The organism is Pseudomonas sp. HUK17 (genome assembly GCF_001566765.1).
Map to the genome: position 1 here is coordinate 67,353 of NZ_LSMW01000001.1, position 13,894 is coordinate 81,246.

The 13,894-nt window shown below is 65.9% G+C and carries 11 protein-coding genes; 7 read left to right on the forward strand and 4 right to left on the reverse strand.

Annotated features, from left to right (window positions below; genetic code table 11):
- Window positions 1-112: 112 nt before the first annotated feature.
- Both AX284_RS00290 and AX284_RS00295 read right to left on the reverse strand, forming a co-directional pair.
- A complete protein-coding gene (locus tag AX284_RS00290; RefSeq protein ID WP_064307514.1) occupies window positions 113-751 on the reverse strand; it encodes a response regulator in 639 nt (212 codons plus the stop codon).
- Window positions 748-2,121 carry a cache domain-containing protein gene (locus AX284_RS00295; RefSeq protein WP_017639099.1) on the reverse strand — a complete coding sequence of 458 codons (1,374 nt, stop codon included), beginning with the start codon at window positions 2,119-2,121 and terminating at the stop codon, window positions 748-750. The genes AX284_RS00290 and AX284_RS00295 overlap by 4 nt, the downstream gene beginning before the upstream one ends.
- 165 nt (window positions 2,122-2,286) lie before the next feature.
- Here AX284_RS00295 and AX284_RS00300 point away from each other — a divergent pair, with 165 nt between their 5' ends.
- The 3 genes from AX284_RS00300 (at window position 2,287) to yjiA (ending at window position 5,769) form a co-directional block, all read left to right on the forward strand.
- Window positions 2,287-4,344, forward strand: a complete 2,058-nt coding sequence (locus tag AX284_RS00300; RefSeq protein WP_068382947.1) for a carbon starvation CstA family protein — start codon at window positions 2,287-2,289, stop codon at window positions 4,342-4,344.
- A 12-nt stretch (window positions 4,345-4,356) separates the two neighbouring features.
- Entirely contained in the window at window positions 4,357-4,560 is a 204-nt protein-coding gene (locus AX284_RS00305) for a YbdD/YjiX family protein (RefSeq protein WP_007162682.1), read from the forward strand.
- A gap of 216 nt (window positions 4,561-4,776) precedes the next feature.
- Window positions 4,777-5,769, forward strand: coding sequence for a GTPase (yjiA, locus tag AX284_RS00310; protein WP_068382949.1), 993 nt, complete (start codon window positions 4,777-4,779; stop codon window positions 5,767-5,769).
- Window positions 5,770-5,772: 3 nt separating this feature from the next.
- Here yjiA and AX284_RS00315 read toward each other — a convergent pair whose 3' ends face one another.
- The gene (locus AX284_RS00315; protein WP_017639102.1) at window positions 5,773-6,231 is read right to left on the reverse strand and encodes a DciA family protein; all 459 of its coding nucleotides are present in this window, start codon (window positions 6,229-6,231) and stop codon (window positions 5,773-5,775) included.
- 234 nt (window positions 6,232-6,465) lie between these two features.
- On the opposite strand from AX284_RS00315, the gene secA reads away from it, so the two are divergent.
- From secA to AX284_RS00335, 4 genes are all read left to right on the forward strand, one after another.
- Window positions 6,466-9,207, forward strand: coding sequence for a preprotein translocase subunit SecA (gene secA / locus AX284_RS00320; RefSeq protein ID WP_017639103.1), 2,742 nt, complete (start codon window positions 6,466-6,468; stop codon window positions 9,205-9,207).
- Window positions 9,208-9,394: 187 nt separating this feature from the next.
- Complete coding sequence (gene argJ, locus AX284_RS00325; protein WP_068382952.1) at window positions 9,395-10,612, forward strand: bifunctional glutamate N-acetyltransferase/amino-acid acetyltransferase ArgJ; 1,218 nt, start codon at window positions 9,395-9,397, stop codon at window positions 10,610-10,612.
- Between the two features lie 82 nt (window positions 10,613-10,694).
- Complete coding sequence (locus AX284_RS00330) at window positions 10,695-11,333, forward strand: glutathione S-transferase family protein (RefSeq protein ID WP_068382955.1); 639 nt, start codon at window positions 10,695-10,697, stop codon at window positions 11,331-11,333.
- Complete coding sequence (locus tag AX284_RS00335) at window positions 11,330-12,277, forward strand: Nudix family hydrolase (protein ID WP_017639106.1); 948 nt, start codon at window positions 11,330-11,332, stop codon at window positions 12,275-12,277. Before AX284_RS00330 ends, AX284_RS00335 begins: the two co-directional genes overlap by 4 nt.
- 565 nt (window positions 12,278-12,842) lie before the next feature.
- Here AX284_RS00335 and AX284_RS00340 read toward each other — a convergent pair.
- Entirely contained in the window at window positions 12,843-13,892 is a 1,050-nt protein-coding gene (locus AX284_RS00340; RefSeq protein WP_068382957.1) for an alkene reductase, read from the reverse strand.
- Window positions 13,893-13,894 lie beyond the last annotated feature (2 nt).

The window sequence follows — 13,894 nt, forward strand, 5'->3', positions numbered from 1 at the left end:
ACGACCGGGGCCGTCTCGTATCGACTACTCCTGGAAGGGTAGCCGGCGGTGACCGGCGGAGCCAGAAGGAGAGGGCTCATTGGTCGCCTGGGCGCGAGCAGCGGCCTGCTGGTCAGACGTTGGACGCACCTTCGGGGCGCCAGCCGTACTCGCGCGCATGGCGGACCAGATCGGCCGGCTTCTGGATGTCCAGCTTGCGGCGGATGCTCAGGCGATGGGTCTCCACCGTCCGCACGCTGAGCCCCAGCTGCTGCGCCATGGTCTTGTTGTTGAGGCCCTGGGCCATGAGCAACAGCACCTGGCGTTCCCGGGGGGTGAGTTCCCCTTCGTGGGTCCCCCCTTCACCCAGGCGGGCCGCGATGGCGCTGCTGTAGAAGCGTCCGCCGACCGCCAGGGCTTCCACCGCGGCGATGATTTCCTCCGAGGGGGCATCCTTGAGTACATAGCCGGCCGCGCCCACCCGCAGCGAGGTACTGACGTATTCGCGATTGTCGTACATGCTCAGGATCAACACCCGGGCACGGGGTGCGCGTTCGGCGATCAGGGCAGTCAGCTCCAGGCCGTTGATGTCCTTGAGGCCGATGTCCACCAGCAGGATGTCCGGATCGAGACGCGCCAGCAGGTCGAGGGCTTCCGCGCCGCTGCCGGCCTCGCCGACCACCGCGAAGCGCTCGATGGTGCCCAGCAACGCTCGCACGCCGGCGCGGACCAGGGCATGGTCGTCGACCAGGAGGATGCGGATGGGCGTCATGTCGGGCTTTCCTCGTCGGCCGGGAGGTCCGAGCGTAGCAGAACCACGTCCAGGGTCGTGCCGCCGGGCCCGGACTGGATGGCGCAACGACCGCCGAACAGCTCCACCCGCTCGCGGATGTTACGCAGGCCGATGCCGCCGCTGAGGCGCTCCACCTGGCCGGTATCGAAGCCGCGGCCATCATCGTGCACGGTCAGGCAGATCCAGCGCCCGCGCCGCTGCAGGTCGATGACCACCCGCTGGGCCGCGGCATGGCGTTCGATGTTGGTCAGGGCCTCCTGGACGATACGGAACAGGGCGACGTCCATGTCGCCGCCGGCGGGACTGTCGTCGAGGGTCTGCCGATAGTCCACGTTCAGGCCGCTGCGCTGGCGGAACTCCTCCACCAGCTGGCCCAGGGCGGCAGGCAGGCCGAGGGTATCCAGCAGCGAAGGGTGCAGGTCGTGGGAGATGCGACGGATCTCGCCGATGGCCGCCGCCAGGCGCTGGGTGCCTTCGCGCAGGGTCTCGCCGGCGCTGGGCTTGCTCGCGCCGAGCTCGCGGCTGGCCAGCTCGAACTGGAATTTGATGGACACCAGCAACTGGCTGATGCCGTCGTGCAATTCCCGTGACAGTCGGGAGCGTTCCTCTTCCTGGGAGGTGATGAGCCTCTGGGTCAGCTGCTTGAGCTTGCGATCGGCCAGGCGATGTTCGCTGACGTTGAGCGTCAGTCCGCCGGCGAATACCAGCAGCACCGCCACCAGGGCCACCCCGGCGCTGGCCAACAGGGTCGTGCGGATGCCGGCGGCCACGTCGTGGCGGACCTGGGCGAGGGCGGCGTCCACGTCATCCAGATAGAGGCCGGTGCCCAGCACCCAACCCCAACGTTCTAGCTGGGTCACGTAGGCCAGCTTTTCCGCCATCTGCCCACTGGAAGGCTTCTGCCAGCCATAGCGCTGGAAGCCGTCGCCTTCGCGGGCGCTCTTGAGCAGCGCCTGGATCACCAGCAGGCCGTTGCCGTCGGTCAGTTGCCAGAGGTCGCGCCCGACCAATTCGGGCTGGCGTGGATGCATGAGGTTGCGGCCATGCTGGTCGTAGACGAAGAAGTAGCCGTCGCTGCCGAAATTCAGACTGGCCAGCAGCGCCAGTACCCTGGCCCGGGTTTCGTCGTCGTCGCGGCCGCTGCCATACAGGGGCTGGATGGCACTGACGCCCATCTCCACATAGTTGCGCAACTCGGTCTTCTTGCTGCCGAGGATGCTGTGTTCGAGCAGGCGCGCCTGCTGCTCGCCCAGGCGCTGGCTCTGTTCCAACACCACCAGGCAGACCGCTGCCACCGCCAGCAGGAGCGGCAGGAGGCCGAGGGCGACCATCTTGTATTTGAGTTGCATCGGCACCTGTCCGGACTGCCCGCTACGTAGAACTACGTAGCGGGCCTTGGGTAGTTCTGCGAATTTCGCTGTCGCGTCGAGCCGCCGATAGTAATATGGCTCCGCTGTGGGCTCTCACAATAACAAGTATCGCCGCGGTCACAGATGCGCGGCAGGAGAACAAGCATGACCCGAATGGCCAGCCATCTAGCCTGGTTCGCCGTTGCCGTACTGGGCGCCTTCGCGCTGGGTACCGTGGCGCTGAGTCGAGGCGAAGCGATCAACGCCCTCTGGATTGTGGTCGCCGCCGTGGCGATCTACCTCGTTGCCTACCGCTACTACAGCCTGTTCATCGCCACCAAGGTGATGGGCCTCGACGCCAGACGGGCCACGCCCGCCGTGCTCAACAACGACGGCCTGGACTACGTCCCCACCAACAAGCACATCCTCTTCGGCCATCACTTCGCCGCCATCGCCGGTGCCGGTCCGCTGGTCGGTCCCGTGCTCGCCGCCCAGATGGGCTATCTGCCCGGCACCCTCTGGCTGATCGCCGGGGTGGTCTTCGCCGGCGCGGTGCAGGACTTCATGATCCTGTTCCTCTCCACCCGCCGCAACGGTCGCTCCCTGGGCGACATGGTGCGCGAGGAAATGGGACGCATCCCTGGCACCATCGCCCTGTTCGGCTGCTTCCTGATCATGATCATCATCCTCGCGGTGCTGGCGCTGATCGTGGTCAAGGCCCTGGCCGAGAGCCCCTGGGGCATGTTCACGGTGATCGCCACCCTGCCGATCGCCATGTTCATGGGCGTCTACATGAGATACATCCGCCCCGGTCGCATCGGCGAGATCTCGCTGATCGGGGTGGTGCTGCTGCTGGCGTCCATCTGGGTGGGCGGCCTGGTCGCCGCCGATCCGGTCTGGGGTCCGGCCTTCACCTTCACCGGCGTGCAGATCACCTGGATGCTGATCGGCTACGGCTTCGTCGCCGCCGTGCTGCCGGTCTGGCTGGTGCTGGCTCCGCGTGACTACCTGTCCACCTTCCTCAAGATCGGCACCATCATCGCCCTGGCCATCGGCATCCTGGTGACCATGCCGATGCTCAAGATGCCGGCCCTGACCCAGTTCGTCGACGGCACCGGCCCGGTCTGGAAGGGCACCCTGTTCCCCTTCCTGTTCATCACCATCGCCTGTGGCGCGGTGTCCGGCTTCCATGCGCTGATCAGCTCGGGCACCACGCCCAAGCTGATCGCCAAGGAAACCCATGCCCGCTACATCGGCTACGGCGCCATGCTGATGGAGTCCTTCGTCGCCATCATGGCCATGGTCGCCGCCTCGGTGATCGAGCCGGGCGTCTACTTCGCCATGAACAGCCCGGCCGCCGTGGTCGGCGCCGACGTGGTGTCGGTGGCCGCCAAGATCAGCACCTGGGGCTTCGTGGTGACGCCCGAGATGCTGCAGGCCACCGCCACCGAGATCGGTGAGCACACCATCCTGGCCCGTGCCGGTGGTGCTCCCACCCTGGCGGTGGGCATCGCCCAGATCATGCACAACGTGCTGCCGGGCGAGAACACCATGGCCTTCTGGTACCACTTCGCCATCCTGTTCGAGGCGCTGTTCATCCTCACCGCGGTAGACGCCGGTACCCGCGCCGGACGCTTCATGCTGCAGGACCTGCTGGGCAGCTTCGTGCCGGCGCTGAAGAAGACCGACTCCTGGACCGCCAACGTCATCGGCACCGCCGGTTGCGTCGCCCTCTGGGGCTGGCTGCTGTATCAGGGCGTGGTCGATCCGCTGGGTGGCATCAACACCCTCTGGCCGCTGTTCGGTATCTCCAACCAGATGCTCGCCGGTATCGCCCTGATGCTAGGCTCGGTGGTGCTGATCAAGATGAAGCGCCAGCGCTATGTCTGGGTCACCCTGGTGCCGGCCGTCTGGCTGCTGATCTGCACCACCACCGCCAGCCTGATCAAGCTGTTCGATTCGAATCCGGTGGTCGGCTTCCTGGCCCTGGCCAAGAAGTACAGCACCGCCATGGCCCAGGGGCAGGTGATTGCCCCGGCCAAGAGCATGGAACAGATGCAGCACATCGTCTTCAACGCCTACACCAACGCCACCCTGTCGGTGCTGTTCCTGGTGGTGGTGATGAGCATCCTGTTCTTTTCCATCAAGGTCGGTCGCGCCGCACTGGCCAAGCCCGAGCGGACCGATCGCGAGACCCCCTTCCAGCCGGTAGCGGGCGCCTAAAGGAGAATCTTCATGTTCAATGACCTGGGTCGCATGGGCAAATACCTCGGGCAGGCCGCCAAGATGCTGGTGGGCATGCCCGACTACGACACCTATGTCGAGCACATGCGCGGCAAGCACCCGGACCAGCCGGTGATGAGCTACGAAGCCTTCTTCCGTGAGCGCCAGGAGGCGCGCTACGGTGGCGGCAAGTCGGGCGCCATCCGCTGCTGCTGACCCAGGATCACCCTAAGAACCTGTTCACGATCTGCTGCGCGTCGGCCAAACGGCGTTGAAAATGCCCTGGGTCGCCAGCCCGGTCGGAATGCTCATTTACCACTCGTAAACTCCGCTTCCTCAGCCATTTTCGCCTTGTTTGTCTCTAGCTCGCGAGATCGTGAGCAGGTTCTAAGGCCGGGCTCCAAGCCCGGCCTCTTTCTGTCTGGAGTTTCCATGCACGAACCCATCCCCGTCACCGTCCTGACCGGCTTTCTCGGCGCCGGCAAGACCACCCTGCTCAAGCACATCCTGCAAGCCGAGCATGGTCTCAAGATCGCCGTGATCGAAAACGAATTCAGCGCCCTGGACGTCGACGGCGAATTGCTCGAAGACGCCGGTGCCGTGCAACTGATGAAGGTGGCCAACGGCTGCGTCTGCTGCACCGGCAGCAAGGACCTGGCCTATGCCCTGACCGTGCTGCTGGAGCGGCTGGACAGCGGCGAGCTGGACTTCGAGCGCCTGGTTGTGGAATGCACGGGCCTGGCCGATCCCGGTCCGGTGGCCCAGACCTTCTTTACCGACGACCTCCTGCGCGAGCGTTATCTGCTCGATGGGGTGCTGACCCTGGTGGACGCCGTCCACGCCAGCGAGCAGCTGAGCGATCCGCTGCTGCAGGCGCAGATCGGTTTCGCCGATCGCCTGCTGCTGACCAAGCTCGACCTGGCCGAACCGGCGGCCGTCGAGGCGCTGGAGAATCGCCTGCAACGCATCAATCGTCGCGCGCCGATTCGCCATGTCGACCACGGCCGCATCGAGCTGGCGGAGTTGCTGGACATCCGCGGCTTCAACCTGCACGACGAAGACCTGGCGCCACCGACGCTGTTCCGCCCGCTGCGGCCGGTGTCGGAAGCGGTCAGCCTTACCGAGCGCATCCAGTCCATCGCCATCCGCGAGTCCCGGCCCTTCGACCAGGCCAAGATCAGCAGCGTGATGGAGATGCTGCTCGATACCCTCGGCTGTGACCTACTGCGCTACAAGGGTCTGCTGAATATCGCTGGCGAGGACCGCCGCCTGCTGTTCCAGGGCGTGCAGCAGATCTATGCCGCCGACTGGGAGCGTGACTGGCTCCCAGGCGAAGAGCGCGAAAGTCGTGTGGTGCTGATCGGCATGGACCTGCCGGAAGACCGCATCCGCGCCGCCTTCGAGCGGGCGGTGGCCAAGGCCTGAGGCCTAGTCCGCGACCTGGCCGGTGCGACTGGCCAGCCGCTCCAAGGCAGCCTTGAGCTTGGGGTCGCGGATCCCGGCCGCGACTTCACGCAGGCTGTCGGCGCCCACCTGGCTGACCTGGCGCACCGGCCGGGCGCGGGTGGCGACGCCAGGACTCGGCTGCATCTTGAACTGCAGACGCGTCAGGCCAACGAACTCCGGCGCCTGTTGCAGCAGCCGGAGCAGACGGCGCTGTTGATAGCGCAGCCGCGTCGCCCAGTGGGCGTCGTTGACCACTAGCAGCAGCGTGCCCTCGCGCCAGCTGGCCACCCGACAATGGGGGCGGGCAGCGGGTTGCAGCTGCTCTTCCAACAATTGTTGCAGCCGACCCAGTCGCTCGGCCTCGCGAAACAGCGCCTTGAGCGGTTTGGCCTGGCGCAGCAGGGCAGCGGGAGCGACGGCGTTGAGCGGACGAAAGGCCATGCGCAGGACTCGCGATGGGCGAAGAGAGGACGCCGATGGTAACAGATCGCTCTGGCGTCCTGGCGGCCAGGGGCCCGTCGTTCTTTCCTCATCGGCATTTCCGAGTAGAATGCCCGATTACCATTGCGGGACACCGCGGGTTTCAACCCCCGCGCCCAGGCGTCTGGCCAGGCTCTGCAGAGGCCTTGCCGCCCGTTTCGCTCCCCTCATTCCAGCGGAAGAATTCCAGTCGATATGTTTGCGCCTTTGTTGAAGAAATTCTTTGGAAGCAAGAACGAACGAGATGTCAAACGCCTAGGCAAGGTCGTGGTGGCCACCAATGCGTTGGAATCCCAGATTGCCTCCCTGAGCGACGAGCAACTGCGCGCCAAGACCGAGGAATTCAAGCAGCGTGTGGCCAAGGGCGAGTCCCTCGATGCCCTGATGCCGGAAGCCTTCGCGGTGGTCCGCGAGGCGGGCAAGCGCGTTATGGGCATGCGTCACTTCGACGTCCAGCTGATCGGCGGCGCCGCGCTGCACGAAGGCAAGATCGCCGAGATGCGTACCGGTGAGGGCAAGACCCTGGTGGGCACCCTGCCGGTCTATCTCAACGCGCTGTCCGGCAAGGGCGTCCACGTGGTCACGGTGAACGACTACCTGGCCCGCCGCGACGCCAACTGGATGCGGCCGCTGTACGAGTTCCTCGGCCTGTCGGTGGGCATCATCCTGCCGTTCCAGCCGCCGGAAGAGAAACGCGCCGCCTATGCCTCGGACATCACCTACGGCACCAACAACGAATTCGGCTTCGACTATCTGCGCGACAACATGGCTTTCAGCATGGCCGAGAAGTACCAGCGCGAGCTGAACTTCGCGGTGGTCGACGAGGTGGACTCCATCCTCATCGACGAAGCCCGGACTCCGCTGATCATCTCCGGCCAGGCCGAAGACAGCTCCGAGCTCTATCAGAAGATCAACCTGCTGATCCCGCGTCTGCAGCAGCACATCGAGGAAGAGGAAGGCAATCCGACCCAGGTCGGCCACTACACCATCGATGAAAAGACCCGCCAGGTGGAGATCACCGAACTGGGTCACCAGTACATCGAGGAGATGCTCACCGAAGTCGGGCTGCTGGCCGAGGGCGAGAGCCTCTATTCGGCGCACAACCTGGGCCTCTTGACCCACGTGTTCGCCGGTCTGCGCGCCCATACCCTGTTCCATCGCAACGTCGAGTACATCGTCCAGCAGGACCAGGTACTGCTGATCGACGAGCACACCGGCCGGACCATGCCGGGTCGCCGTCTTTCCGAAGGCCTGCACCAGGCCATCGAGGCCAAGGAAGGACTGCCGATCCAGCCCGAGAGCCAGACCCTGGCCTCGACCACCTTCCAGAACTACTTCCGCCTCTACAACAAGCTCGGTGGCATGACCGGTACCGCCGACACCGAGGCCTTCGAGTTCCGCCAGATCTACAACCTCGACGTGCTGGTGATCCCGACCCACCGCGAGGTCGCCCGTAAGGACTTCAACGACCTGGTCTACCTGACCCAGGCCGAGAAGTACCAGGCCATCATCGAGGACGTAAAGCAGTGCCAGGCCGAAGGCCGTCCGGTGCTGGTGGGTACCGCCTCCATCGAGAGCTCCGAGTACGTCGACCAGCTGCTGACCCAGGCCGGCATTGAGCACAAGGTGCTCAATGCCAAGTACCACGAGCGCGAAGCCGAGATCATCGCCCAGGCCGGTCGTCCGGGCGCCGTGACCATCGCCACCAACATGGCCGGTCGCGGTACCGACATCCTGCTCGGCGGTAACTGGGAAGTCGAAGTCGCGGCCCTGGAGAATCCCACCGAGGAGCAGATCGCCGCGATCAAGGCCGCCTGGCAGGCGCGCCACAAGCAGGTCATCGACGCCGGGGGCCTGCATGTGATCGCCTCCGAGCGCCACGAATCCCGCCGGATCGACAATCAGCTGCGCGGTCGTGCCGGTCGCCAGGGCGACCCGGGCTCCAGCCGTTTCTACCTGTCGCTGGAAGACAGCCTGATGCGCATCTTCGCCTCCGACCGGGTGAAGAACTTCATGAAGGCTCTGGGCATGCAGGGCGGCGAGGCCATCGAGCACCGCATGGTCACCAACGCCATCGAAAAGGCCCAGCGCAAGGTCGAAGGCCGCAACTTCGACATCCGCAAGCAGCTGCTGGAATACGATGACGTAGCCAACGAGCAGCGCAAGGTGATCTATCACATGCGCGACACCCTGCTGGCCAACGAAGACGTCGGCGACACCATCAAGGGCTTCCGCGAGGAAACCCTGACCCAGGTGATCAACGAGCACATCCCGCCGCAGTCGTTGCCCGAGCAGTGGGACGTGCCCGGCTTGGAAGCGGAGATCTACAGCGTCTTCGGCCTGCAACTGCCCATCGGTCAGTGGCTGGACGAGGATGACAAGCTGTACGAGGACACCCTGCGGGTGAAGATCCTCGAGCAGCTCGAAGCCGCCTACCTGGAAAAGGAAGACATGGCCGGTCGCGAGGCCCTGCGCAACTTCGAGAAGCAGATGCTGCTGCGGGTGGTCGACGACCTCTGGAAGGACCACCTCACCACCATGGACCACCTGCGCCACGGTATCCATCTGCGCGGCTACGCCCAGAAGAACCCCAAGCAGGAATACAAGCGCGAGTCCTTCACCCTGTTCCAGGAGCTGCTGGAAAGCATCAAGCGCGACACCATCCGCGTGCTGTCCCACGTCCAGGTGCGCCGCGAGGATCCGGTCGAGGAAGAGGAGCGCATGCGCCGCGAGGCCGAAGCCCTGGCCGAGCGTATGCAGTTCCAGCACGCCGAGGCGCCTTCGCTGGTCGACCCCGAGGTGCTCGAGGACGAGCAGGGCGAGGACACCGTGGTGCCCTTGCAGCCCCAGCGCAACGACCAGAAGATCGGTCGCAACGAGCCGTGCCCCTGCGGTTCCGGCAAGAAGTACAAGCAGTGCCACGGCAAGCTCGACTGAGACCTGCCCAGGCAGCCGCGGCGACGGCAACCGGTCGGCATAGCCGCCGACAGGTTGTAAACTCCACCCGCTAGGCTGTCTGCGCCCCTTGCCCAGGCTGGGCGAGGCGGGCGCTGGAAGGCTGATTTCCACGCCGCGACCGGTTTTCCGCTCGCGGCGTTTCCTTTTCTTTCACTGGAGTTTTCCCATGGCTGTCGGTCTCGGTCCGCTCTCCACGCTGCACCCGGTTCCCGGTTTCGAACTCGGTATCGCCTCTGCCGGCATCAAGCGTCCCGGGCGCAAGGATGTGGTGGTGATGCGCTGTGCCGAAGGCTCCAGCGTGGCCGGGGTCTTTACCCTGAACGCCTTCTGCGCGGCGCCGGTCATCATTGCCCGCCAGCGCTTCGCTGGCCCCGTCCGCTACCTGCTGACCAACACCGGCAATGCCAATGCCGGTACCGGCCAGCCGGGCCTGGCCGCGGCCGAGCGCACCACCAAGACCCTGGCGACTCTGGCCAGCGTCGGCGAGGAAGCGGTGCTGCCGTTCTCCACCGGCGTGATCGGCGAGCCGTTGCCGGTGGAAAAGATCGAAGCTGCGCTGCCGGCCGCCCTGGCCGACCTGGCCGAAGACAACTGGGCCGCCGCCGCCACCGGCATCATGACCACCGACACCCTGCCCAAGGGCGCCAGCCGCCAGTTCCAGGTGGACGGCACCACCGTTACCGTGACCGGTATCAGCAAGGGCGCCGGCATGATCAAGCCGAACATGGCGACCATGCTGGGCTACGTGGCCACCGACGCCAAGGTCGCTCGGGGCCTGCTGCAGGACCTGCTGGCCGATGCCACCAATCGCTCCTTCAACCGCATTACCATCGATGGCGACACCTCCACCAACGACTGCTGCATGCTGGTTGCCACCGGCCAGGCGGCCATGGCGGAAATCGCCCAGCCCAGCGGTGCGGCCTTCGAGCAGCTGCGCGAGGCGGTGTTCGCAGTGTTCGCCGAACTGGCCCAGGCCATCGTGCGTGACGGCGAGGGTGCCACCAAGTTCGTCACCGTGCAGGTCAATGGCGGTGGCAATGCCCAGGAGTGCCTGGACGTCGGCTACGCCGTGGCCCATTCGCCGCTGATCAAGACCGCGCTGTTCGCCTCCGATCCCAACTGGGGCCGCATCCTCGCCGCCGTTGGCCGGGCCGGCGTGCCTCAGCTGGACGTCAGCCTGATCGACGTCTTCCTTGGCGGCGTGCAGATCTGCCAGCAGGGCGGTCGCGCGGCCACCTATACGGAAGAGCAGGGCGCGCGGGTCATGGCCCAGGCCGAGATCGAGATCCGCATCGAGCTGGGTCGCGGCAGCCACAGCGAGACCATCTGGACCACCGACCTGTCCCACGACTATGTGAAGATAAACGCCGAGTACCGTACCTGACGGCTATCCGACGCCTGGGCGTCCGCACCGACGGGCGCCTGCGGCGGTCCTCGCGGGCCGCATCGTTTCGAGGAATCCCCGCATGTCCCAGTTGCAACTCGTGATCGGCAACAAGAACTTCTCCTCCTGGTCGCTACGCGCCTGGCTGGCCATGGAGCTCAGCGGCGCTGCCTTTGAAGAGGTGGCGATTCCGCTCTATACCCCCAACAGCCGCGCCTTGCTCAAGGCCCAGTCACCGACCGGCAAGGTGCCGGTGCTCAAACTGGCCGAGGGCACCATCTGGGATTCCCTGGCCATCGTCGAGTATCTCGCCGAGGCCTATCCCGATGCCGGGCTGTGGCCGACGGACACCCTGGCCCGCGCCCATGCCCGGGCGCTGTGCGCCGAGATGCACAGTGGCTTCCTGGCCCTGCGCCGCGAGCTGCCCATGGACCTGCGTCGCCGCCAGCGGCTGAAGTCGACCACCGCCGAGGCGGTGGAAGACATCCAGCGCATCCAGCGCCTGTGGCGCGAATGCCGCGAGCGCTATGGCCAGCAGGGCCCTTATCTGTTCGGCACGCCGACCATCGCCGATGCCTTCTATGCGCCGGTCGCCAGTCGCTTCCGCAGCTACGGCGTGGAGCTGTCGGCCGAGGCGGCCGCCTATGTCGAAACCATCTACGCCTGGCCGGCCTTCCAGCGCTGGTTGGCGGAGGCTGAAACGGAGGAGCAGAGCGCATGACTCGTCTGCATGTGGTTGCCGCGGTGATTCGCGATCCCCAGGGGCAGATCCTTATCGCCCAGCGTCCGGCGCACAAGCACCAGGGCGGACTCTGGGAATTTCCGGGGGGCAAGGTCGAGGCCGGTGAGGCCCCGGCCGTAGCGCTCGAACGCGAGCTGGCCGAGGAGCTGGGCATCAGGGTGACTGCGGCCCGCCCGCTGTTGCAGGTCCGCCACGACTATCCCGACCAGGCGGTGCTGCTGGACGTCTGGCAGGTGGACGCCTTCACCGGGAAGGCCCACGGCGCCGAGGGCCAGCCCTTGACCTGGGTCGCCCCGCGCGCGCTGCTCGACTATGACTTTCCCGCAGCCAACCGACCCATCGTCCAGGCGGCGCGGCTGCCAGACCGCTATCTCATCACCCCCGGCGAGCTGACCACCGCGGAGTTGCTCAACGGCCTGCATCGAGCGCTGGACAGCGGCATCCGCCTGGTCCAGCTGCGCACGCCGGACAACTTCGATCCCCAGTACCGCGACCTGGCCGGCGACGTCCAGGGGCTCTGCACCGGCCGCGCCCAGCTGATGCTCAAGGGCCCGCTGGAGTGGCTGGGCGACTTCCCCGCGGCCGGCTGGCACCTGACCGCCGAGCAGTTGCGTCGCTATGCGCCCAATGGGCGACCCTTTCCGGAACAGCGCCTGCTGGCGGCCTCCTGCCACGACGCCGAAGAACTGGCCCTGGCTCAGCAGATGGGGGTGGATTTCGTCACTCTGTCGCCGGTGATGCCCACCGCCAGCCACCCCGGCGCCCCGACCTTGGGCTGGGTCAAGGCCCAGCAACTGCTGGCCGACTGCAACCTGCCGGCCTATCTGCTGGGAGGGCTGGGCGATGCCGACCTCACCGGCGCCTGGCAGGCCGGCGCCCAGGGCGTGGCGGCGATCCGCGCGTTCTGGGCTACACCGGCGTAGGTTGGCGCTGAGCGCAGCGAAGCCCAACAGGTAGGCACTGTGCTCGTGCCTGTTGGGCTTCGATGATGGAGCCGTCTCAACCCAACCTGCGGTACCTGACGTAGGTTGGCGCTGAGCGCAGCGAAGCCCAACAGGGGTGCACCGTGCTCGTGCCTGTTGGGCTTCGACGATGGAGCCGTCTCAACCCAACCTACGGTTCCTGACGTAGGTTGGCGCTGAGCGCAGCGAAGCCTAACAGGGAGGCACTGTGCTCGTGCCTGTTGGGCTTCGACGATGGAGCCGTCTCAACCCAACCTACGGCTCCTGACGTAGGTTGACGCTGAGCGCAGCGAACCCCAACATGGGTGGGCCGTGCCCATGACTGTTGGGCTTCGACGATAAAACCGTCTCAGCCCAACCTACGGTTGATGCCGGGACGTTAGGGGCATCACTGCCATGACGGTCCGCCGATGCAGTCGCTCCTACAGGTTCAGACATTACCGTAGGAGCGGCCCATGGCCGCGATAAACCTGAATCCCCATGAAAAAGCCCGCCAATCGGCGGGCTTTTCTTGTCGGCGGGAAAATTACAGCCGCGGATAGTCGATGTAGCCTACCGGGCCCTTGCTGTAGAAGGTATCCGGGTGCGGCTCATTGAGCGGGGCATCCTGCTCCAGGCGTTGCGGCAGGTCCGGGTTAGCGATGAAGGGCACGCCGAAAGCCACGGCATCGGCCTTGCCTTCGTCCAGCCAGGCATTGGCCTTGGCTTTGTCGAATTTCTCGTTGGCGATGTAGACGCCGCCGAAGGCCGCCTTGAGGTCCGGGCCCAGGCTGTCGCTGCCGGCCGCTTCGCGGATGCAGATGAAGGCGACCTGGCGCTGGCCCAGTTCGCGGGCGACATGGCCGAAGGTGGCGGCGGGGTCGCTGTCGCCCATGGTGTGCATGTCGCCACGGGTGGACAGGTGCACGCCGACGCGATCAGCACCCCAGACATCGATGCAGGCATCGGTCACTTCCAGCAGCAGCCGGGCGCGATTCTCGATGGAGCCGCCATAGTTGTCGGTGCGCTGGTTGGTGTCGCTCTGCAGGAACTGGTCAAGCAGATAGCCGTTGGCCCCATGGACCTCGACGCCATCAAACCCGGCGCGCTTGGCGTTCTCGGCGCCATGGCGATAGGCGGCGACGATACCGGGGATCTCGGCGGTTTCCAGTGCCCGCGGGGTGACATAGTCACGCTTGGGGCGCAGCAGGCTGACGTGGCCCTGGGCGGCGATGGCGCTCGGCGCCACCGGCAGTTCGCCGTCGAGGTAGCGGGGGTCGGAGATGCGGCCCACATGCCAGAGTTGCAGCACGATGCGGCCACCGGCCTTGTGCACGGCAGTGGTCACCCGTTGCCAGCCGGCCACCTGGGCGTCGGACCAGATGCCGGGGGTGTCGGGATAACCCACGCCCATGGGATCTACCGAGGTAGCCTCGGTGATGATCAGGCCGGCGGTTGCGCGTTGCACGTAGTACTCGACCATCAGATCGCCCGGAACCCGGCCCGGTTCGGCGCGGCAGCGGGTGAGGGGCGCCATGATGACGCGGTTGGGCAGTTCCAGGGCGCCGATCTTGATCGGCTCGAACAGCTGAGTCATGG